The 22,718-nt window shown below is 43.9% G+C and carries 20 protein-coding genes; 4 read left to right on the top strand and 16 right to left on the bottom strand.

Going from position 1 to position 22,718, the window contains the following annotated elements:
* Positions 1-45: 45 nt before the first annotated feature.
* The 8 genes from DW938_RS05550 to DW938_RS05515 all read right to left on the bottom strand — a co-directional run bounded on the left by DW938_RS05550 (position 46) and on the right by DW938_RS05515 (position 8,611).
* Entirely contained in the window at positions 46-1,230 is a 1,185-nt protein-coding gene (locus tag DW938_RS05550; protein ID WP_117876979.1) for an aspartate aminotransferase family protein, read from the bottom strand.
* Positions 1,231-1,262: 32 nt separating this feature from the next.
* On the bottom strand, positions 1,263-2,120 hold the full coding sequence (gene argB / locus DW938_RS05545) for an acetylglutamate kinase (RefSeq protein ID WP_022288154.1): 858 nt from the start codon (positions 2,118-2,120) through the stop codon (positions 1,263-1,265).
* 34 nt (positions 2,121-2,154) lie between these two features.
* A complete protein-coding gene (argJ, locus tag DW938_RS05540; protein WP_118124139.1) occupies positions 2,155-3,411 on the bottom strand; it encodes a bifunctional glutamate N-acetyltransferase/amino-acid acetyltransferase ArgJ in 1,257 nt (418 codons plus the stop codon).
* A gap of 462 nt (positions 3,412-3,873) precedes the next feature.
* On the bottom strand, positions 3,874-4,821 hold the full coding sequence (argC, locus tag DW938_RS05535; RefSeq protein WP_118124138.1) for an N-acetyl-gamma-glutamyl-phosphate reductase: 948 nt from the start codon (positions 4,819-4,821) through the stop codon (positions 3,874-3,876).
* A 135-nt stretch (positions 4,822-4,956) separates the two neighbouring features.
* On the bottom strand, positions 4,957-5,400 hold the full coding sequence (locus DW938_RS05530; RefSeq protein WP_117863358.1) for a hypothetical protein: 444 nt from the start codon (positions 5,398-5,400) through the stop codon (positions 4,957-4,959).
* Entirely contained in the window at positions 5,381-6,754 is a 1,374-nt protein-coding gene (gene argH / locus DW938_RS05525) for an argininosuccinate lyase (protein WP_118124137.1), read from the bottom strand. The genes DW938_RS05530 and argH overlap by 20 nt, the downstream gene beginning before the upstream one ends.
* Positions 6,755-6,861: 107 nt before the next feature.
* Positions 6,862-7,296, bottom strand: coding sequence for a pentapeptide repeat-containing protein (locus DW938_RS05520; RefSeq protein ID WP_117876987.1), 435 nt, complete (start codon positions 7,294-7,296; stop codon positions 6,862-6,864).
* A 79-nt stretch (positions 7,297-7,375) separates the two neighbouring features.
* Entirely contained in the window at positions 7,376-8,611 is a 1,236-nt protein-coding gene (locus DW938_RS05515) for an argininosuccinate synthase (protein WP_038672450.1), read from the bottom strand.
* 475 nt (positions 8,612-9,086) lie between these two features.
* Here DW938_RS05515 and DW938_RS05510 point away from each other — a divergent pair, with 475 nt between their 5' ends.
* The 4 genes from DW938_RS05510 to DW938_RS05495 all read left to right on the top strand — a co-directional run bounded on the left by DW938_RS05510 (position 9,087) and on the right by DW938_RS05495 (position 12,197).
* Positions 9,087-9,623, top strand: a complete 537-nt coding sequence (locus DW938_RS05510) for a flavin reductase (protein WP_118124136.1) — start codon at positions 9,087-9,089, stop codon at positions 9,621-9,623.
* Between the two features lie 30 nt (positions 9,624-9,653).
* Positions 9,654-9,851 carry a ferredoxin-thioredoxin reductase catalytic domain-containing protein gene (locus DW938_RS05505; RefSeq protein WP_022288146.1) on the top strand — a complete coding sequence of 66 codons (198 nt, stop codon included), beginning with the start codon at positions 9,654-9,656 and terminating at the stop codon, positions 9,849-9,851.
* Positions 9,852-9,868: 17 nt separating this feature from the next.
* Positions 9,869-10,192 (top strand): thioredoxin, encoded by a 324-nt coding sequence (gene trxA, locus DW938_RS05500; RefSeq protein WP_117858087.1) that lies wholly within the window; start codon positions 9,869-9,871, stop codon positions 10,190-10,192.
* A gap of 193 nt (positions 10,193-10,385) precedes the next feature.
* Positions 10,386-12,197: a beta-L-arabinofuranosidase domain-containing protein gene (locus tag DW938_RS05495; RefSeq protein ID WP_118124135.1), complete on the top strand. Its 1,812-nt coding sequence runs from the start codon at positions 10,386-10,388 to the stop codon at positions 12,195-12,197.
* Between the two features lie 223 nt (positions 12,198-12,420).
* Here the strand turns inward: DW938_RS05495 and DW938_RS05490 are convergent, their stop codons facing one another.
* The 8 genes from DW938_RS05490 to DW938_RS05455 all read right to left on the bottom strand — a co-directional run bounded on the left by DW938_RS05490 (position 12,421) and on the right by DW938_RS05455 (position 22,622).
* On the bottom strand, positions 12,421-13,251 hold the full coding sequence (locus DW938_RS05490; RefSeq protein ID WP_118124134.1) for an AraC family transcriptional regulator: 831 nt from the start codon (positions 13,249-13,251) through the stop codon (positions 12,421-12,423).
* 211 nt (positions 13,252-13,462) lie between these two features.
* Positions 13,463-14,422: an ABC transporter permease gene (locus tag DW938_RS05485; RefSeq protein WP_022288142.1), complete on the bottom strand. Its 960-nt coding sequence runs from the start codon at positions 14,420-14,422 to the stop codon at positions 13,463-13,465.
* Positions 14,415-15,521, bottom strand: coding sequence for an ABC transporter permease (locus DW938_RS05480; protein WP_117858082.1), 1,107 nt, complete (start codon positions 15,519-15,521; stop codon positions 14,415-14,417). Before DW938_RS05480 ends, DW938_RS05485 begins: the two co-directional genes overlap by 8 nt.
* The gene (locus DW938_RS05475; RefSeq protein WP_242992399.1) at positions 15,514-17,049 is read right to left on the bottom strand and encodes an ABC transporter ATP-binding protein; all 1,536 of its coding nucleotides are present in this window, start codon (positions 17,047-17,049) and stop codon (positions 15,514-15,516) included. Before DW938_RS05475 ends, DW938_RS05480 begins: the two co-directional genes overlap by 8 nt.
* A gap of 153 nt (positions 17,050-17,202) precedes the next feature.
* Positions 17,203-18,354: a BMP family ABC transporter substrate-binding protein gene (locus tag DW938_RS05470; RefSeq protein ID WP_117877001.1), complete on the bottom strand. Its 1,152-nt coding sequence runs from the start codon at positions 18,352-18,354 to the stop codon at positions 17,203-17,205.
* Between the two features lie 45 nt (positions 18,355-18,399).
* Entirely contained in the window at positions 18,400-18,975 is a 576-nt protein-coding gene (locus DW938_RS05465) for a xanthine phosphoribosyltransferase (RefSeq protein WP_022288138.1), read from the bottom strand.
* Between the two features lie 201 nt (positions 18,976-19,176).
* Positions 19,177-19,959 (bottom strand): hypothetical protein, encoded by a 783-nt coding sequence (locus DW938_RS05460; RefSeq protein ID WP_118124133.1) that lies wholly within the window; start codon positions 19,957-19,959, stop codon positions 19,177-19,179.
* Between the two features lie 122 nt (positions 19,960-20,081).
* Complete coding sequence (locus tag DW938_RS05455; RefSeq protein ID WP_118124132.1) at positions 20,082-22,622, bottom strand: EAL domain-containing protein; 2,541 nt, start codon at positions 22,620-22,622, stop codon at positions 20,082-20,084.
* Positions 22,623-22,718: the final 96 nt, after the last annotated feature.

The following is a 22,718-nucleotide window of genomic DNA, read 5'->3' as shown; positions in this document are numbered from 1 at the left end:
ATTGCGTATCAAACGGGCGAACACTGTTCGCACCTACGCACTTTGTTATTTCTCGTCAAGAACTTTTTTCAGTATAGCAAGTCCCTTGTCTATCTGCTCATATGAGATATTCAGCGGCGGCAAAAATCTCAGCTTGTCCTTTGCTGTGAGAATAAGAAGTCCGTTTTCAAAGCACTTGTTAAGCACATCAGCGGCTTTCTTGGTTTTGAGCCTTACACCTATCATAAGACCAAGTCCGTCAACGCCCTCAACTTCGTCTATTTCTGCAAGCTTTTCTCTGAAATACTCGCCCTTTTTGCGAACTTCTTCAAGAAACTCAGGCTTTGTCACCTTGTCAAGAACTGCGTTTCCGCCTGCGCAGGAAATAGGATTTCCACCAAACGTTGAGCCGTGTGTACCCTTGCCAAGTACCTCACTGCACTTCTTGTTAGCAAGGCATACGCCTATTGGAACACCGCCTGCAAGACCCTTTGCAAGTGTGGTTATGTCAGGCTTTACGTTGTAAAGCTCAGATGTGAGGAGCTTGCCGGTTCTGCCAACGCCTGTCTGTACCTCGTCTGCGATAGTGAGAATATCCCTCTTTGCACACTCAAGCATGATAGTGTTCACAAAGCTCTGTTGAAGAGGTATAACTCCGCCCTCGCCCTGAACAAACTCGAACATTACAGCGCAAACCTTGTTGTCAAGCTTGTTGAGCTTGTCCATAAGATCGTCAATATCATTAGCGATAACATTCTCAAATCCGCCAACGAACGGGAAGAAGTAGTTGTGGAAAACCTCCTGTCCTGTTGCAGAAAGAGTGCAAAGCGTTCTGCCGTGGAAGCTGTTTACAAGGGTGATGATGATATTTCTCTCAGCGTCTTTGCCGTATTTGTCAAAGCTGTATTTTCTTGCAAGCTTGATAGCGCACTCGTTAGCCTCTGCGCCTGAGTTGCCGAAGAACATTTTCTCATAGCCTGTTGCCTCGCAAAGTCTTTTTGCAAAGTCAGCCTGTACCTTTGTGTAATAGTAGTTTGAGGTGTGCTGTATCTTGTGTGCCTGATCGCAGATAGCGTTCACCCAATCCTCGTCGCAGTAGCCAAGGCTGTTTGTGCCGATACCGGAGCCGAAGTCGATATACTCTTTTCCGTCCTCGCCAACAGCCGTCTGACCATGACCGCTTTCCATAACAAGACCTATTCTGCCATAGGTCTGCATAACGTGTTCGTTGAACTGTTCTATGGTGTTCATTTTTATCACTCTTTTCAATATGTATTGATATTTTATATAAACTGTGTACCGATACCCTCGTTAGAGAGCAGCTCGATAAGTATCGAGTGCGGTACTCTGCCGTCAATGATAGTGGTCTTTTTAACGCCACGTCTTACGGCTTCAACACAGCAGTCTATCTTTGGTATCATTCCGCCGCTTATGATGCCTTTCTTTTTGAGATAAGGCACATCGCTGACGTTTACCTGTGGGATAAGTGTGGAATCATCGTCCTTGTCCTCCAGCAGACCAACTATATCCGTCATAAGTATAAGCTTTTCCGCTCTCAGACAAGAAGCGATTCTCGCCGCCGCAGTGTCAGCATTGATATTGTAAGACTGTCCGTCCTCGCCAACGCCAACTGTGGAGATTATAGGAACATAACCGTTGTTAAGTGCGTCAACTATAGGCTTTGTTGTTACCTTTTTGATGTCGCCCACAAAACCAAGGTCTACTTCGCTGTCAAGCTTCTGCGCAAGTATCATCTGACCGTCACAGCCGCAAAGACCGAGAGCCTTTCCGCCGTGAAGCTGCAAAGCGCAAACAAGCTCCTTGTTTACCTTTCCGCACAGTACCATTTTAACGATATCTATAGTTTCTGCGTCAGTGTATCTCAGTCCGTTTATGAACTTGCTTTCAATGCCGACTCTTTTGAGCATTGCATTTATCTCAGGGCCACCGCCATGAACAAGAACTACTTTTATGCCTACCTCGCTTAGAAGCACGATATCGCTCATAACAGCTTCTTTAAGCTCAGCGTTTGTCATAGCGTTGCCGCCGTATTTTACAACGACTATCTTGTCGTGGTATTTCTGAATGTGCGGCAGAGCGTCAATAAGTATCTGACTCCTGATTTTATTGCTTATGTCCATTTCTCATTCTTCTTTCCTATACTGATTTTATGTCTTAGCTTCTGTAATCGCCGTTTATCTTAACATAATCATATGTAAGGTCACAGCCCCATGCAGTGGCAGTGCCCTCGCCGTCGCCGATAGAAACGCTTATTGTTATCTCGTCCTCAAGAAGAACGGTCTTAGCCACTTCCTCAGAGAACTCTATGCCTGCACCGTTGTGGCAAACGTGTATCTCTCCTGCCTTTGATGACAGTGAAACGTCCACCTTGTTTATGTCAAAATCAGCTTCAGCGTATCCCACAGCGCAGAGTATCCTGCCCCAGTTAGCGTCAGCACCGAACATTGCACACTTGAAAAGTGGCGAGCATATAACGCTCTTTGCAACGATTATAGCGGTGTCAAGGTCTTTTGCACCTGTTACAGTACATTCAAGAAGCTTAGTTGCGCCCTCGCCGTCCTTTGCGAGCATCTTAGTAATGTTCATCATAACGATATAAAGAGCTTTTTTGAACACCTCGTAGCTCTCACCCTCGGCTGTTATCTCAGGGTTTCCTGCAAGTCCGTTAGCCATAACAGCGCAGGTATCATTCGTTGACTGGTCGCCGTCAACAGACAGACAGTTGTATGTTATTTTCACTATCTCAGTGAGTGCCTTTTTGAGCATTTCAGAAGAAACAGCGCAGTCTGTAGTGATAACATTTAGCGTAGTCGCCATGTTAGGGTGTATCATACCGCTGCCCTTGCCCATGCCACCAACGTGGCAGATCTTGCCGTCAAGCTCAAACTCAACAGCCACTTCCTTTTTCACTGTATCAGTAGTCATGATAGCGATAGCGGCTTTTTCGTTGCCTTCATAGGAAAGTCCCTCATAAAGCTCGTCTATCTTAGCTTCGATAGGTTCAAGAGGGAGTATCTGACCTATGACGCCTGTCTGAGCGATAAGAATTTCCTCTGGCTTAACGCCCATTTTCTCGGCAGTCATCTCGCACATTTTGTAAGCCTTTTCCTCACCGTCAGCGTTGCAGGTATTGGCATTTTTGGAGTTAAGGATAAAGCCCTTAGCCTTGCCGCCTGTTTTAGCAAGATTTTTCTGAGAAACAGTAACAGGAGCACCCTTGACCTTATTCTGAGTAAAAACGCCGGCGGCTGAACACATAACGTCAGACTCCACAAGGCAGAGGTCAGGCTTTTTTGTAGGGTTTTCCTTTATGCCGCAATAAAGACCGTTAGCCTTAAAGCCCTTTGCAGCACACACGCCGCCGTCTACATACTTATAGCCGTCGAAATTTTTCTTTGATATCTCTTTCATATTCAAAACTCCTTACAAAATTTTCACACTAATTAGATCAGGACAGATTTTTTCTATTAATTATTTCTGTAGGGGCGAACAGCGTTCGCCCGCTTATTTTTTCCGCACTTTTATATTCGCACTCATTGGTCGGGGATTGCTCTCCTTTGTGGGGAGCTTATTGTCGCCGTTGGCGAGTCATTTGAAGACGCTTCGCTGTTCAAATGACAAAAGCGGCGGAGTTTTGTTGGTTTTTAGGCTTGGTTGAGAAATTTTACTTCGGTTTGTTTTATTTTTTTGTCCGCCGCTTTTTTTAGACCGTACTTTTGTGGTGGGGGCTCTGCCCCCTGTTGGGTTTGATTTTGCTTTTGGCTTTATTTTGCCCCCGCTGGGGCTGCTCGCCCCCGTCCCTCGGCAGGGCTAACGCCGCCCTGCACCGGCGATTTTTTGTGCGGTGCTTTTGGTTTGTTTTTTGCTTTTTTGTTATTCCAAGCCCGTTGCTTCGTTTATCCCCAACATTATATTCATATTCTGTATTGCTGCGCCGCTTGCGCCTTTTCCAAGGTTATCAAATCTCGACATAAGCAAGATCTGATCTTCATTTCCGCAGACAAATATCTGCATATTATTTGTTCCGGCCAATGTATTTGCTGCGATAAATCCGTCAGGAAGCGTTTCCGTTCCACCAAGCTCCATTACCTTAACGAAATGCTGACCAAGATAATGCTCCGCCATTATTTCATGGATATTCTCAGGTGTATACTTCTTTGTCAGACATCTTGTCACCAGCGGCACAGAAACAACCATACCATTATAATAGTCGTCCACTATCGGATTGAACGTAGGCTTATATTTAAGTCCGCACACCGCCTGCATTTCAGGGATATGCTTGTGCTTCTGTCCAAGTGCATACTGACGTGGAGAATACATTTCCTTTGTTTTATTTTCGCTCTCCATAGCGGCTATCATTTTCTTTCCGCCACCGCTGTAGCCTGAAACTGCGTGGCAGGTAACAGGATAATTCTCAGGAAGCACTCCTGCCTTTACGAGAGGATAAACAAGGCTTATAAAGCCGCTTGCATAACAGCCTGGGTTTGCAACTCTTTTTGAATTGCGGATATTCTCTCTATGCTTTTCGGAAAGCTCAGGGAAACCATAGTCCCATGCAGGGTTTGTTCTGTGAGCGGTGGAAGCGTCGATTATCCTGACATCAGGGTTTGTGCAAAGTGAAGCCGCCTCTATTGCCGCTGCGTCAGGCAGGCAGAGAAAAGTGATATCCGATGAGTTTATCATCTTTGCTCTCTCGTTCACGTCCTTGCGATTTTCCTCGTCAATGAGCATTATCTCAACGTCATTTCTGTTCTGAAAACGCTCATATATCTGAAGTCCCGTTGTTCCCTCTTTGCCGTCAATAAAAACTCTTGTTTTCATTTTTCTTCATATCCTTCTAAAAAACTTTATGATTTTGTCTGCCAATAATCTGTATGCTCATGCAAAGGCAAACTTTTGTAGGGGCGAACAGTGTTCGCCCGTTTGGCTGACAGCTCTTTAGCCGTCTGCATACTTTTAATTATCGTCCAAAATGTTCTTGTATTCAGGTTCTTTTTTCAGCTTTTTACGCTTTTTATCTTCTTTTGCGGCGTTTATTGCGTCCTTGTCTGCAAAGCAGTTTCCGATACCTGCGGCAAAGCCTGCGGTCAACACAGTGAGTACGATAAAGTTCGGCACTACCGACCTTGCTTCCTCCACGAAGATATATTCTATCACCGAAACCGCTATCATCACAGGCGCAACATACCATTTCAAGCCGTAGTTCTTAGCGTGTCGGTAGCAAGCCCACCATGTACACACAGGGTACACCACCGTAAATCCCACCGCAAACAGCGGATATATCACAAAAAGCTTAGCTGTAAAAAGCCACATTATAACTGTCGCAAGCTCCCACAGCACAAGATATAGCAGTGCCGCCTTAACAGGGGAGCGGTGTTTATCAAAGCTTATTTCTGACATATTCTATCTGAGCTTTTACAGACTCAGGCGCAGGACCGCCTGCCGCTTTTCTCTGCATTACGCAGGTTTCAAGGCTGATAGCGTCATAAACGTCCTTGTCAAAGTTGTCAGTAAGCTTCTTGTACTCCTCCAATGGGAGAGTTTCAAGTGTACAGCCCTTTTCAATGCAGGTGTGAACGAGAGTGCCTGTTATCTTGTAAGCGTCCCTGAAAGGCATACCCTTTTTAACAAGATAGTCAGCACAGTCTGTAGCGTTGATAAAGCCCTTGGCTGCGGCGTTTCTCATGTTCTCAGGGATAACTCTCATTGTGGCGAGCATCGGGTCGAAGGTTTTAAGACAAAGCTTAACAGTGTCGATAGCGTCAAAAATAGCTTCCTTGTCCTCCTGCATATCCTTGTTGTATGCAAGTGGCAGACCCTTCATCATAACGAGCAGTGTGTTAAGATCGCCGTAAACTCTGCCTGTCTTGCCTCTGATAAGCTCAGTAACATCAGGGTTTTTCTTCTGTGGCATGATAGACGAGCCTGTTGCATAAGCGTCGTCAAGCTCGATGAATTTGAACTCCCATGAGCACCAAAGTATTATCTCCTCAGAAAATCTTGAAAGGTGCATCATAAGCAGTGAGATAGCTGAGCAAAGCTCGATGCAGAAATCTCTGTCTGAAACGCCGTCAAGTGAGTTCTGTGTTATCTCGTCAAAGCCAAGCAGGTCGCAAACTCTCTGTCTGTTTATAGGATAAGTTGTAGATGCAAGAGCACCGCTTCCCAAAGGCATGATATTCGTTCTCTTGTAGCTGTCCTCAAGTCTTGAAATATCTCTCAGAAGCATATTTGCATACGCCATAAGGTGGTGAGCAAATGTGATAGGCTGTGCCCTTTGAAGATGAGTATATCCCGGCATAACAGTTGTGAGATTTTTCTCTGCAATGTCAAGGATAGTGTGTTCAAGCTTTTTCACAAGCTCGATTATCTCTTTTGTTTCGGCTCTGAGTATCATTCTCACGTCAAGTGCAACCTGATCGTTTCTTGATCTTGCCGTGTGAAGTCTTTTGCCTGTGTCGCCAAGCCTTTTGGTAAGCTCAGCCTCAACAAACATATGAACGTCCTCTGCAGTAGGGTCGAACTGTAATTTTCCCTCGTCGATATCCGCAAGAATACCCTTAAGTCCCTGGACTATTTTTTCGCTTTCGTGCTTTTCGATTATACCGCACTCGCCCAGCATTGTGGCGTGTGCCATAGAACCCTCTATATCATAGCGGTACATTCTTGCGTCAAAGGAAATAGATGAATTGAAATCATTGACTCTTTCGTCAACTTCCTTTGTAAATCTTCCTGCCCACATTTTTCCTGCCATTTTAAAACCGTCCTTTATGTTTATTTCAAGTTATCAAATATAAAAAATGTATGGGCAAAATGACCCCAAAGGATCATCCTGCCCCAATACATTTCAATAAGTGCGGATCACATTTCCTTTTCGTGCTGTTCAAGCAGCTTCTGGATATCCACGCCGTTGATCTTCAGACCGTCTATCTTGCAATCGTTTATCTCAACGTTTGTAAGGTCACAGTGAATGAACTGTGAGTTCTTAAGATCAGGATTTTTAAACTCAACATTGTTCATGATAGAGCAGCCAAATCTCGAGTTGCTGAGATTTACGCCCAAGAACTTTGTGTTTACCATATACATATCTGCAAAGTCGCTTTCTTTCATGCTGACGTTGTTGAAATGTGTCTCATCCATATTAACGTCATCGAAAACGGCTTCCTTAAGATTTACGTTCGAGAACTTTGCTCCGCCGAGGTTTACGTCCTCAAAAGAGGAGTTCGGCAGGCTGTCATAAGAGATCTCGACCTTCTTGTCTATTGCAGGCTCAAAAATGCTGTTGTTATCTGACATATCAAAACCTCCGTGAAAAATATTATACAAACTTTTTAAGGCTATACACCTTTATGCTCTGTGAAACAGAACGTCGCTATTAGTCCTTCTTAGCGTTTCTCTTCTGCTCGAGTTTAGCTCTTACCTTGATAGGCAGACCGAAGAGGTTGATGAATCCTGCTGAATCAGCCTGATTGTAAACATTGTCCTCATCGAATGTAGCAACTTCTTCATCATAGAGAGTATATGGAGATGTTACACCTGCGTTTATCATGTTGCCCTTGTAAAGCTTCAGCTTAACGTCGCCTGTAACAGTCTTCTGTGTTTCTGTAACAAATGCGCTCATAGCTTCACGGAGAGGAGTGAACCACTGACCATTGTAAACAATGTCAGCAAACTTGATTGAAAGATACTGCTTAACTCTTGCAGTTTCCTTGTCAAGTGTGATAGTTTCAAGAACTTCATGAGCCTTGTAAAGGATAGCTCCACCTGGAGTTTCATAAACGCCTCTTGACTTCATGCCAACAAGTCTGTTCTCAACAAGGTCAGCAAGACCGATACCGTTTGCACCGCCAAGCTCGTTAAGCTTTGTAACAAGCTCCTTGCCGTTCATCTCAACGCCGTCAACTGCTGTTGGGATACCCTTTTCAAAGTGGATAGTTACATAAGTTGGCTTGTCAGGAGCCATGATAGGTGAAACGCCCATTTCAAGGAAGCCCGGCTTCTCATACTGTGGCTCGTTTGCAGGATCTTCAAGATCCAGACCCTCGTGTGAAAGGTGCCAAAGGTTCTTGTCCTTTGAGTAGTTTGTTTCTCTGTTTATCTTCAGAGGAATGTTGTGTGCCTCAGCATACTCGATCTCCTGCTCTCTTGATTTGAGATCCCAAATTCTCCAAGGAGCGATTATCTGCATATCAGGAGCGAAAGCCTTGATAGCAAGCTCAAATCTAACCTGATCGTTGCCCTTGCCTGTGCAGCCGTGGCAGATAGCGTCAGCACCCTCTTTGATAGCGATCTCAGCTATTCTCTTTGCAATGATCGGACGTGCAAATGAAGTGCCGAGGAGGTACTGGTTTTCATAAACAGCGCCGGCCTGAACTGTTGGATATACATAATCCTCGATGAACTCTTCTGTAAGGTCCTCGATATAGAGCTTAGAAGCGCCTGTCTTGATAGCCTTTTCCTCAAGACCGTCAAGCTCTGTGCCCTGACCAACGTTTCCTGAAACAGCGATTACTTCGCAGTTGTTGTAGTTTTCCTTGAGCCACGGAATGATGATAGATGTATCAAGTCCGCCGGAATAAGCAAGGACAACTTTTTTGATCTCTTTTGCCATAACAAAATTCCTCCATTGTATGTAGTAAGTATGTTTGTATAATATTTTCACGGCTCTCATGCCGATAAAAATATTATACACCTTTATACAGCATTGTCAAGTGCTTTTGCATAAAAATTTTATATTTATACACATTTCAAGGCTTTTTGATGTATATTCTCAGATAATATACAATTTATTCTGTATAAACTTCAAAAGATATACATATCGGGCGCTGTAACGGCATAAAATAAAACAGCTAAACCAAAAACACAAAAACAGCTTTACAAATACTTAATACAATTATATCACTATTCTTCAAAAAAAGCAACACAAAAAAGCCCTGTTTTAACGATTTTTGTACAATATTTCAGGGTTTTCAAGGGGTTGCAATTTCATAAGAAATGATATATAATATACTCAGACGTTTTCTATACGATATTGGTGTACAATAAGTATGATAAGTCTGACATAATACTGAAAGGCGGTAATGAAAATGAGCAGTTTCAACGGTTTCAAAGAGGTAACAGAAAAGCTTGACGCTATTGACTTCAATCCATACAAAAAGATAGGCAAGGAGTGGTTTCTTGTAACAGCAGGCGACGAGAGTGGCTGGAACACAATGACAGCTTCTTGGGGCTTTGCAGGCGTTATGTGGGGAAAGAACACCTTCACCACAGTTATAAGACCACAGAGATATACAAAGAAATTTATCGACAAGGCAGAATATTTTACCATAAGCTTTTTCAAAGAGGAGTATAAAAAGGCACTTTCATTCTGTGGCTCACATAGTGGATGTGATTGCGATAAGGCAAAGGAAACAGGTCTGACCCCTGTGTTCGTGTCTGAAAACGGCGTGGAGGTAACAGCTTTTGCGGAAGCTGATATGGTGCTTGTGTGCAAAAAGGCTTATGTTCAGGAGATGAAGCCAGAGTGCTTTGTTGATACTGAAAACGATGAGAAATGGTATTCTGACAAGGATTATCACTATCAGTATATCGGCGAGATTGTAAAGGCATTTGTCAAGGAATAATCTAAGCATATCTGCAAAGGATAGGTAGTAATGGTACGTCTTAATGATGATAAAGAAATGGTAAAGAGCATAAAAGAGGGGCTTAAACGCACAGGTGGCTATTGTCCGTGCAGGATACAGCGCACAGAGGAAAACAAGTGTATGTGCAAAGAGTTCCGCGAGCAGATAGCCGACCCGAATTTTGAGGGCTTCTGCCATTGTATGCTCTATTACAAAAGCAAAGACTAGAAAAGGAGCTGTGAAAAATGTCTGTAAAGGTCATAACAAAGGATAATTTTGAAAACGAAGTAATGCACTCGGAAAAGCCTGTCCTGCTTGACTTCTGGGCAGCATGGTGCGGTCCGTGCAAAATGCTTTCACCGCTGGTGGATAAGTATTCTGAGGAGGACAGTTCTGTAAAGGTGGGGAAGGTCAACGTTGACGAGGAAAACGAGCTTGCATCCGCTTTCGGTATCTCGAGCATACCTGCCCTTTTTGTTGTGAAACATGGCAAGGTAGTTGCTTCAACTGTCGGCTATATGCCTGAGGAGGAGCTCAAATCTTTTGTGGCTTCGGCAAAGGCGAAGTAAAAACAGTTTATCATAACATAACAAAGCAAAGCGTAGGGGCGACCTTTGGTCGCCCATTTCTTTTGTTGTATCGTAATTGGGCTATGAATACCTAAGCTTTGTCCATAAAATCTCGGGTTTTGTCCACTTGAAAGATATGCGGTTTGCTGTTATAATCAAGTATAGAAAAAATAAAATTTCGGAGGTATCTTCTATGCTTGATAAAGTGAACAGACATAATGTGTCGCTTCTTTCAGGACTTTTTCGTGAAAGAGCCGACCTTAACAGAAACTATCTTTTTGGGCTTGACTCCACTTGCCTTTTGCAGAATTTCTACCTGGAAGCAGGCGTTGTAATGCCGGGGCTTCAGGTGGTGGACGATCCTGCAGGAGCAAAGCTCCACTGGGGCTGGGAAGCTCCTACCTGCCAGTTGAGAGGTCATTTTCTAGGTCATTGGCTGTCTGCGGCGGCAGCTTATTGCGCTTCAAATGAGGATATTGAGCTTAAAGCAAAGCTTGATAAGATAATAAGCGAGCTTGCACGCTGTCAGCAGCTCAATGGCGGCGAGTGGATAGGCTCTATCCCTGAAAAGTATTTCGATATGATGGCAAGAGGTCAGTATGTGTGGTCGCCTCAGTATGTAATGCACAAGACTGTCATGGGTCTTACTGACGTGTATAAATACACAGGCAATGAGCAGGCTCTTGACGTTGTGAGCAAGCTTGCAGATTGGTATGTTCATTGGACAGACGAGATGCTGAAACGTTCACCCGACACCATCTATAAGGGCGAGCAGGGCGGTATGCTCGAAGTCTGGGCTGACCTTTACGGCATAACAAAAGACGAAAAGTATATGAAGCTTGCCGAACGCTACAGCGGAAACTGCGTTTTTGATACTCTTGATAAGGGCGGCGACGCTCTTACAAATGACCATGCAAACGCAGGTATTCCGCTTTCTCACGGTGCGGCAAGAATGTATGAGATAACAGGGGATGAAAAGTGGAAAACGCGCACAGAGAGATTTTTCAAGTGCGCTGTCACAGACCGTGGAACATACGCCACAAGCGGCGCAAACTCAGGTGAGTTCTGGGTGCCGCCTCATCAGCAGGGTCATTTCCTTGGTGCGTCAGATCAGGAGTTCTGCACTGTATACAACCTCGTAAGAACTGCCGACTACCTCTTCAAGTGGACAGGTGACACAAAGTATGCAGATTACATCGAGCGTTGCCTTTATAACGGTTTCCTTGCACAGCAGAACGCTTCTACCGGTATGCCAACATATTTCCTGCCTCTTAAACACGGCTCAAAGAAAAAATGGGGCAGCAAGACCCACGATTTCTGGTGCTGTCACGGAACAATGGTGCAGGCTCAGACTCTTTATCCTGACCTTGTCTATTTTACAGACAGTGAGGGCGTTATTGTCAGCCAGTATATACCTTCAAAGGCTGATATCACAGTATCAGACAAGCCTGTTCATATTGAGCAGACAACTGATATGAAAAACTACAACAGCCAGACTTTCTTTGACGAACATTCTGACTTCACAATGGCACGCTGGTCAATGAAGTTCACAGTAAGCTGTGAAGAAAAGACAGCTTTTGTTCTGAAGCTTCGCCTGCCTGAATGGGTAAGCGGTGAGCCTGAAGTGACAGTGAACGGCAATGCAGTAAAGGCTGAGATCGCAAACGGCTATATAAAGCTGGCAGGGGAGTGGCAGAACGACACAGTTGGTCTTTTCTTCCCGTCAGAAATAAGAATGGAGCGTCTTGAAGATATGCCATACCTTGCGGCAGCAGTTGACGGACCGATAGTTCTTGCAGGCATAACAGGCTGTGACTGCGGTCTGCACGGCGACTACTCAAAGCCTGCCGATATTTTCGAGCCACAGATAGAACACACCTACAGCACATTCCCATGGAAGCAGAACGAGTATATCACAAAGGGACAGGAATATAACATCACATTCAAGCCACTTTACGACGTTATGGACGAGGAATACACAGTTTATTTCTCTGAGAAGAAGTAAGTTTTTATCAAACCTTGTGTAGGGGCGAACAGTGTTCGCCCGCCTGTTTGCCTGCCTACCCATTTATCCTAACAAAATTTCAGAGGTTTACAATATAACAGAAAAAGCGATATCTCACAATTTTGTGCGGTATCGCTTTTTTATTTCACAAATTTACATGGCATTGCTAGGATAAACGGGCGACCCAAGGTCGCCCCCACAGCATAAAACACGAATTTGTGTTTTATTTGCTGTTGATATTCCTTTTCCTAAACGCCTCACGATATTGCATAGGCGTCATGCCCTCAAGCTTGCGAAAGGTCCTCATAAAGTATTTTTCGTCAAAAAAACCGCTTGAATAGGCGGTTTCCTTTATACTTATGCCCTCCGTTTCAAGAAGCCTTTTGGCGATGTCTATTCTAGTGCGGCTTAGATATTTTATAAGCGTACAGCCTGTTTCCCTCTTGAAGATAAGGGAAAGATATTCAGCGTTGTAGTGAAAATGCCGTGCTATCATCTCTGCCGTGAGCTTTTTCTGACAGTTCGATCTTATCCATTGGCAGATGTTGTATATCTTCGGGGATATCTCATGTTCATTCCCGGCGGCAAGATATTGCTGTGTTATCTCCATAAGAAGCATTGAAAGTGTGCAGACAGGGAGCATTTCAGTGTAAAGCCTTTCCTGTCGCTGATAGTCAAGAAGCTGTCTGAAAATGATGCTCACACGTCCAGGGTCTGCGGCGGTGAAATGCTCAGGGATAAGGTATGCAAAGCCGCTTTCAGGACAGCTTTCTCCACGGGTTTTCGGAGCAGAGAAGTGTACCCACATATATGAAAGCCTGCCTGCGCATGGCTTTGTGCCCCAATGTTCTGTGCCGGAGGGCAGGAGGACATATTCTCCCGGACACACGGCAAGATCGGTGTCGTTCATTGTGATAAAAAGCGTCCCCTCTGTCACAAAAATAAGCACATCACAGTTAAGCGTTCTCCTGATGTGCAGAAAACCACCATCATTCTCAAGACAGCCGCAGGTGAAAAACCTAGGCTGTGGGCATTTTTCGTATATATTGAGCATTTTCTCACCCCCTCTTTTATCTGATTATATCACATCTTCTGCATTTTGTCACTAGGGCAAAAATAAAAGCCCTGCAAAACGCAGAGCTTTTAAATATGTTGCTTTAGGTATTATCTGTAATATATTGTAGGGGCTGGCGCCCTCGACAGCCCGCTTTCTCAGGGCTTGAGAATTATTTTACACTTTGAAAACAATGCCAAGCTTCAATATCCTATCTCTCCTCACGGAAATAATTTATACCGCAGGATTGTGGCTGTGAACGCTCTCTTGATTTTTTCACAGAAGTGATGATAAGAACAAGAGCCGTTACAAGATATGGGAGCATATCAAAGAATGACTCAGGAACAGTGAAGCCGAGGTTTTTCGGGAAGTAGTATTTCAGCACCATGAATGCACCAAAAATATACGCTCCGTAAATGGCCCTTGCAGGATTCCATACAGCAAAGATAACAAGCGCTACAGCTATCCAGCCAAGACCGTTCACGCTGTTTGCCATCCAAACACCGCCGTTTATTACCATTGAGCAGAACGCTCCGCCTATTCCGCATATTCCTCCGCCGATAAGAACGTTTATGTATTTGTATTTCACAACGCTTATTCCCACAGCGTCCGCAACAGCAGGATTTTCACCGATAGTTCTAAGGTTAAGACCCACCTTAGTCTTTTTCAGATAGATAAACATTATCACAGCGATAACAATGCTCAGATACGTGAAAATGTTCTGTGAGAAAAGCACCTCTCCAAGAACAGGTATCTTGCTGAGAAGCGGTATGTCAATGTTTTTCAGACTGCTCATCACCCCGTCAGGCAGTTTGAGGTTGCCTGTAGGTGAAGCGGATATCATCTGCTCGCCTATGAAGTTTGAAAGTCCCGTGCCGAATATAGTCAGTGTAAGACCTGTCACGTTTTGGTTTGCCATCATTGTTATGGTAAGAAAAGCATAGATAAGCGAAACAAGCGCACCCATAAGAAATGCCGCAAGTATGGAAAGCCATAGACTGCCTGTCTTGTATGCTACCATAAAGCCTGCGCAAGCGCCCATTGCCATTGTTCCCTCAACGCCAAGGTTAAGGTGTCCTGCCTTTTCGTTCTGTATCTCTCCTACTGTGCCGAAAAGCAGAGGAGTACCCATATATACCGCATGGGCAAGGAATGAAATAAGTCTAGTCATTTTTCCTGCCTCCTCTTGTTACAAATCTGTATCTGATGAAGAACTCACAGCCAAGCACGAAGAACAGGATTATTCCCTGCAAAACGTCCGAGCAGTAAGGTGAAAGAACAAATTCAGACGATACAACAGTGCTGCCCTTTTCCAAAACTGCGAATAAGAATGACACCACGAGTATGCCGAATGGATTGAGGTTTGCAAGCCATGCAACTATGATAGCCGTGAAGCCTACTCCGCCTGCAACAGATGTTGAAAGTGTGTGTTCTGTTCCGCAAGCCTGCACCATTCCTGCGATACCGCAGATAGCACCGCTCAAAAACATCGTTCTTATCATTATCTTGCTAGGGCTCATGCCTGCATATCTTGCAGTTGCGTGGCTGTCTGATACTACAGTTATCTCGTAGCCCTGCTTTGTGTATTTAAGATAGATAAATACCAATACCACAAGCACCAGACCTATCACCCAGCCTACCTGCACACCGCCTAGCGAGTCAAGCCATGCGTTAAGGTCAAATCTTGCTATCTTAGGATATCCCTTTGACTCAGGATCCTGCCATGCGCCCTTTGTGAGCCAATCTATAACGTAAAGAGCGATATAGTTGAGCATAAGGGTGAGCAAAGTTTCGTTTGTGTCGAACTTTGCCTTGAAAAATGCAGGGATAATGCCGTACAGTCCTCCGCCTATCATCGCCGCAACGAACATCACAATGAAAAGCAGATAGTGAGGCATATCGTAATGATAAAGAGCGAAGTATGAAGCGAAAACTCCGCCCATTATTATCTGACCCTCTGCACCGATATTCCAAAACTTCATCTTAAACGCAAGCGTAATGCCAAGAGAAGATATAAGAAGCGGTATCATTATCTTTATGGTCTCTTTGAACGGCATAAAAGGGCTTGCGGCGTTCTTGCCGATAAAAGCACCCTTTACCATTTTCGCATAGTATGAAAACGGATCTTTGCCAAGAATAAGAATGAATATTCCGCCTGCACAAATAGCCAGAAGCACCGACAGAAGCCTTATGATAAGCTTTTGCTTGTTTGAGCGTTCAGCACGCTTGGCTATTCTTATAAGAGGCTCTTTTTTTATAATATCAGCCAATGCCCAGCACCTCCTCCATTGTCGAGCCTGTCATCATCATGCCCACCTGTTCCTTTGTGACCGTCTTTGCATCACAAATACCTGTTATCTTGCCGTGACAAAGCACCATTATCCTGTCGCAAAGCTCCAGAAGAACGTCAAGGTCCTCGCCTATGAAAAGCACAGCCGTGTTCTTTTTCTTCTGCTCGTTAAGAAGCGAGTATATAAGATATGATGAGTTGATGTCAAGTCCACGAACAGGATATGCGGTTATGAGCAGGTCAGGCTCACTGTGTATCTCTCGTCCAAGCAGGACCTTCTGAACGTTTCCGCCCGAAAGCATTCTTACAGGAAGCTCCGTTGACGGAGTTTTTATTTCAAGCTTTTCTATAAGTTCCTTTGAAAGCGCCTTAGCAGGCTTTCTGTCTACAAAGCAAAGCTTGCCCTGCTTGTATGTTTTAAGAAGCATATTGTCCGTCATACCCACCGAAGCGATAAGACCCATTCCAAGTCTGTCCTCAGGGATAAAGCTCATGCTTATGCCGAGATTTATTATCTCCTTAGGTGTCTTGCCTATGATGTTCTCCTTGTTGTAAAGCACTGCGCCCTTTTCTATCTTCTGAAGCCCTGCGATAGTCTCGCAAAGCTCTTTCTGACCGCTTCCTGCAATGCCTGCCACGCCAAGTATCTCGCCCCTGTTTATAACAAAGCTTACGTCATCGAGAGCAATGCTTCCCTCAGAGTTCTTTACCGTCAGATCGACTACGTTAAGTATCGGCTTTACGTTCACAGGTTCAGGTCTTTCTATTGAAAGCTCCACCGCCTTGCCTACCATAAGCTCAGTGAGCTGCTTTTCACTGCTCTCGGCAGTGTTTACAGTTTCAACGCTCTTGCCCTTCCGCAGTATGGTCACTCTGTCAGATATATCCATTACCTCGCCCAGCTTGTGGGTGATGATAATGATAGCACAGCCCTGAGCTTTCATTTTTCTCAGGATATTGAAAAGCTTTTCGGTTTCCTGCGGAGTAAGAACCGCCGTAGGCTCGTCAAGAATAAGTATTTTAGCACCCCTGTAAAGCACTTTCAGTATCTCAACTGTCTGCTTTTCACTGACGGACATATTGTATACCTTTTTGTCAGGGTCAACTTCAAGACCGAGCTGTTCAGAGATTTTCTTGATCTCATCTCTTACAGCGCCCTTGCTCTTAAGCTTGCCCTTTGTGCCTGCCACAATGTTGTCTGCGGCGGAGAACACCTCCACAAGCTTGAAGTGCTGATGTATCATGCCTATGCCAAGTTCGATAGAATCCATAGGTGAATTTATCGCCTCAGGCTTGCCGGCAATGTAGATATTGCCCTTGTCAGGGTGATAGATACCCGAAAGCATATTCATCAACGTGGTCTTTCCTGATCCGTTTTCGCCCAGCAGTGCAAGTATCTCACCGTATTTTACTTCAAGATCAATGCCGTCGTTTGCAACCACGCTTCCGAAAACTTTTGTTATACCGCTGCATTTTACAGCGATCTCAGCAGATATTTCTTCACTCATACTTTCAGCTCCTTTTTATGAACTTCCTTAGATTTGCTAATGTCATCAGAAACCGACAGCAGAATTACCTGCTGCCGTATGCTCATATCATTAACAAAACAGGCGGCAACCTGCACCGCCCGTATAAATGTTTTGTTAAGCTGTTAAGCCTTATTACTTGACCTCAACGTTCTTGAAGTACCAGTTGATTCCGCCTGTGATAGTAGCGTCGTCAAGAGTTTTGCCCTCTTCGCCAACTGTTTTGCCGTCGTTTGTTTCGATAACGCCGTCAAATACGTTGAATGAGCCGTCCTCAAGCTTAGCCTTAGCCTCGTCAACAGCCTTCTGCATATCCTCTGTGCAGAGATCCTTGTTCAGAGGAGCGATGTCTACAAGACCGTCAGCCATGCCGCCGTAGTAGTTCTCACACTTCCAGTTGCCATCTACGATCTGCTTTACCTGATATGTGTAGTATGCAGACCAGTTCCAAAGAGTTGAAGTAAGTGTAGCCTTAGGAGCGTCCTTAGACATATCTGTGTTGTAGCCTACGCCCCACTTGCCTGCACTTTCAGCCTCGAGCTGTGGGTTAGGTGTGTCGCAGTGCTGAGCGATAACGTCGCAGCCCTCAGAAAGAAGAGCCTTTGCAGCGTTTGTTTCCTCTGTTGGTGAATACCAGCTGTTTGTTACCTTTACATAAACCTTAGCGTCAGGATTTACAGAATAAACGCCCATTGCGAAAGCGTCGATACCGCCTGTGCACTCAGAGTTCTCGCTGCCCATAGCGGAAACGTAACCGATAAGATTTGACTCTGTCTTCATACCTGCAACGATACCGGTGAGATATCTTGCCTGATAAATTCTTCCGAAGTAGTTGTTAAGGTTCTTGCCGTTGTTCTTGTAGCCTGTGCCGTGGCAGAAATAAACGTCAGGATATTCTTCTGCAAGGGACTCCATTTTGTCCATATAGCCCCAGCTTGTGCCGAAGATGATGTTGCAGCCTTCCTCGATGCACTCACGGATAGCTGTTTCTGTAGCAGCAGGGTCGCTGTCTGATACGTTGTTTTTTCTTACGATCTGATCGTCTTTAAGTCCAAGCTCCTTCTGCATACCAACGATACCCTGATCGTGAGCATATGTGTAGCCTGAACCGTCGGCAGGGTTGCCGATGTGTATAACACCGATCTTTACAGTGTCATAGCTGAGAGTTGCCGTCTGATTGTCAGCCGACTTCTGTGATGCTTCGTCCTTAGCAGATGTACAAGCTGTAAGAGCTGTTACAGCAAGAGCCGCAGAAAGAACGAGCGCAAGAATACGTCTTACCTTCATGTTTGATCTTCCTCCATAAAATATTTATTGGTAACGCTTTGTGCGTTAGTCCCTGAAAGTGATAGTGCCGTTGTCCATAGAGTCAACGATAGCAAGAGATTCGAGCTTTACGCCCATGTCACGGATAGTCTTTCCGCCAACCTGGAAGCCCTTTTCGATAACGATACCTGCTCCTGCAAGCTCAGCCCCGGACTGCTTTACGATATCTATAAGCCCCATAAGAGCACAGCCGTTAGCAAGAAAATCGTCTATAATAAGCACCTTGTCGCCCTTGCCGAGATATTTTTCAGATACCATTACGTCATATGTAACGCCCTTTGTGTAGGACTTTACTTGAGTAACGAACATTTCGCCGTCAAGATTTTTGCTGAGAGTTTTCTTTGCAAAAATAACAGGGCAGTTGTTAAAATGCTGTGCCGCAATGCAGGCAATGCCGATACCGGATGACTCGATAGTTAGTATCTTGTTTACGCCTGTTCCTGCAAATCTCTTTGCAAACTCCTCACCGATATCGTTGAAAAGCTTGACGTCCATTTGGTGGTTAAGGAATTTATCGACTTTGAGAACGTTTCCTTCCTTTACTACTCCGTCCTTAAGAATACGCTGTTTTAAAATTTCCATGATCTTTTCCTCACGATACAAAAAATAGTTAAATATATTATTTTACATCAAAAAGCAACTATATAAGAAAATTATACTACACTTTCGACGATTATTCAATTGCTATGGCACGTTAAAAGTTTAACATTCTATTAATTTTCACGTTCTTTTCTATATTGTGCAATAAAAAAATCCGCCTGAGATCTCAGACGGATAAAAGTTTTATTTTTCTTTTACTTTTCTTGAAGCTATCTTAGCCGTGTTCGGCATACAGAGCATAGCAGCGGAGCTTTCGTAGATTGTGACATATATAGGAGAGTTCGTCAAATTGCAGAAAATAAGGTTTTTCGTGTCACAGTCATAAAACTCCATAAGCTCGCTGTCAATATAATATCTCCCCAGCGTATCCCATGATTCCAGCTTTTCCTCGCTTTCCGCAAGCCCCACAGAATCAATGACCAGCCCAACGGTCACATATGCAAAAACAGGCACTACCATATCTTCCTTTTTGTAGAACATCTTGTTTCCATGTGGGTCAGTGCCGTAATAGCATATAACAAGAGTATCTTCAGGTAACTCATTTGCAACGTCAGCCTGTCCATTATCACAAAGCCTCTGGCAGATCGTGAAAAATTTATCAAGCTGTGCCGTGAGCTTTTCTCTCTGCATTTTAGCTGTTTCAGCAAGCTCACTGCTTCCTGTTTTTTGTGCGGCATTTTCAGCGATATCGCAGTCAAAATAATCGCTTGGCGTTTTAAGCTCATAAATGTTGTTTATTGTTTTGGCAAAAAGCTTTCCGTCCTCGGAGTATACCGAGGTCACAGGAGAACTGCGTATGAATTTTCCGTCAGGGAACTTTTGACTGCCATATACAAGACCTTGAACGCAGTAAAACACTGTGTCGTCCGTGATAGGGTCAGGGAAACAGCTTTGAGCCGTGTTTGGATATGAAAAAAGCGAATTTTTCAAATTTCTTATTGCCACACGCCACTTGTCAAGATACATTTTTTCTCCCTCGCTTTCAGCATTCATACCTATATAATATCAGATAGTGTATATTTTGTCAATAAAGCTGACAGCTTAATAATAGAAAAAAGCCCCCGCTTATCGCAGAGGACTTTTTCAGATCATTTCGTCCGGCTAAAATATTTTTCGTTTGCACTGCCTGAAATATTGATCTTTAAAAGATTGTTCGTTCTCAGACGTACCAGCTCATCTATATACGGCTTCATAACAAAGTCTGAAACTCTGTTCTTCAATTTTGTCATGCCTTTAAGTACGCTATGAGCCTGGGTTATAGCAATAACGGGGAGTCTTCTCTCATCAATGTCAAGAGGAAATTCGTCGTCCTTGGAAATAAGCTGTATGTCAAAATAAATAAGGTCGATATCCTCGTTAAGAAGAAGCTTTTTCCCTTCCTGAATGGTTTCTGCAGTGAAAACAGTATTTTCCTGAGAAAGTATCTCTTCGAGCTGACAGCGTGCGTCGCTGTTGTTGCTTACAATAAGGATCTTGTGCTTTCGGTCTATTTCGTTTTGGATATAGTTCTTATAGTCGTTTATGCGTTTATCCGTCAACACCATGTCGGTCACGTCCGTGAAATACGCTATAAGCACAGAGCTTATACCTGTTTCGCTGATAAATCGTAAATGCGTCTTGAACCAGTGCTTCTTGCCGTTTATCTCGTGCATACTGAGAACACATTCTGCTCTGTCCTTGCTCTCTATTGCCTTGTTTACAGAGCTTGTGAATTTCTCTTTGCATTCGCTGTCAATGCAGTTCATAACATTGAGTTTGCCGTACACACTGCTGTCATAGCCGTATTTTTGTGAAAACGCCTTGTTTGAACATACCATTACCACTGTGCCGTCCGGAAAACATTCATATATCGTAGCAGGCTGGTCGATGCTGTCGATATATGCCAGCAATCCTCCGCCCTTGCCCCACAGCAGGTCGTTTACTGACGTCCCGTTCTCAGGCACAGGCTGTTCCTCCTGATCTGAAATAAGCTTTTCATACTCTGCCGCAGGCAAAGGCTTTGAATAATAGAAACCCTGAATGTAGTCACAGCCTACGCTTTTCAAAAATTCTACCTGCTCCGCTCTGTCAACGCCTTCCGCTATAACAGGGATATTGAGCCATTTGGCCATTCTGATAACAGAAGAAATTATAGTTTCTGCACGGCCGTCATACTTTGCCTTGAACATGAACATCATGTCCATTTTTAGCATATCCACCTGAACATCTTTGAGTACGTTCAGGGAAGAATAGCCACTGCCAAAATCGTCCATGAGGATAGTAAAGCCATTATTTCTGAGCTGGCTAGTGATATCATCTATCATTACATTGTCGTCAGTATAAACGCTTTCCGTTATCTCGATGTTGAAATACTTAGGCTCAACGTCATACTTTTTCGTAAGTTCGATTATTATTTTTGAAAGATTAGGGTTATAAAGATTGACCCTTGAAACGTTTACAGACACAGGGAAGAGCGGAACTCCGCTGTCTTTCCATTCCTTGAGCTGTTTGCATACGCATTCCCATATGTAGAAATCAAGCTTTGAGATAAAGCCGTTCTTCTCAAATATAGGGATAAACACACCAGGTGAGATAAATCCCTTGGTAGGGTGTATCCACCTTGCAAGAGCCTCCGCACCCACAGGCTTGTTTGTCTTTACATCATACTTAGGCTGATAGTAAGGCACGAACTCATTATTTTCAAGAGCGTCGCTCATTTCATTTATTATATTCTGCTCATTTTCGATAGAAAGCCGCATTTTGTCATCATAAAAAGCATAGCTTTTCATATAATGCCCTTTTACAGTTTTAGCGGCAAGAGCGGCACGGTCGCACATGAAGGATATTGGCAGGCTTCTGTCAGTCACCACATAAACACCGTAAACGATCATGATGTTATAGCTTGCGGACAGTTTTTTCATGTTTTCAACAGCCTGCTCTATCTGCTTTACTGTTTCTTCCTTGCCCTGATAAGGGGTGAAGATACCGAAAACGTCTGCGTCTATCCTACCAAAGGTACAACATTCCGTTGTTTTTGCAAAATCTCTTATACGTTTTGCAACATGCTTTAGCAGTCTGTCTCCATACGCAGTGCCGAAAAATGAATTTATAAGCTTGAAACGGTCGATATCTAGTCTTAGAAAAGCGAACTGCTTGTCAGGATTAGCCTTAAGAAGTGCCTTTGATGCACTGAAAAATTTATTCTTTGAATATATCTCCGTAAGAGGGTCGTAGTTCATAACGTTATTAAGCTCTTTGAGCAGCGATACCTGACTTCTTGCGATAACGTTTTTGAGCCTTAGCTTTATAATATCAGCGTCATAAGGCTTTGGAACAAAGTCCCACGCACCGCTTTCAAGCACCTTCTTTTCAGTGTCTCTGTCTGATTTTTCTGTTAGAATAATAACAGGTATCTGAGATAAGGTTTTATCATGCTTTATTTTATCCATGAACTCATATCCGTCCATTTCGGGCATTATGATATCCAGTATTATAGCGTCAACTTTTTTATCCTGTTTTTTTAGCATTGTAAGAGCCTGTATGCCATTTTCTGCTTGGATCACAGTATAGTCAGAATGTAGTATGTCGCAAAGTATAGATCGGTTCGTTGTGCTGTCGTCAACGACAAGCACGGTTTTCTGTATGTCCATTTGCAACTCCCTTCTGTCATATTGCAGTTTAATATAACGTTTTCATACCATAAGTATACAACATGTCGGTAGGATTTTCAACATTTTTTATCAGTG

Origin of the sequence: Ruminococcus sp. AM43-6 (assembly GCF_003461785.1) — a bacterium.
Lineage (GTDB): Bacteria > Bacillota > Clostridia > Oscillospirales > Ruminococcaceae > Hominimerdicola > Hominimerdicola aceti.
Note: the sequence above shows the minus strand (reverse complement) of the source record. Positions and strands in the feature narration are given on the sequence as shown.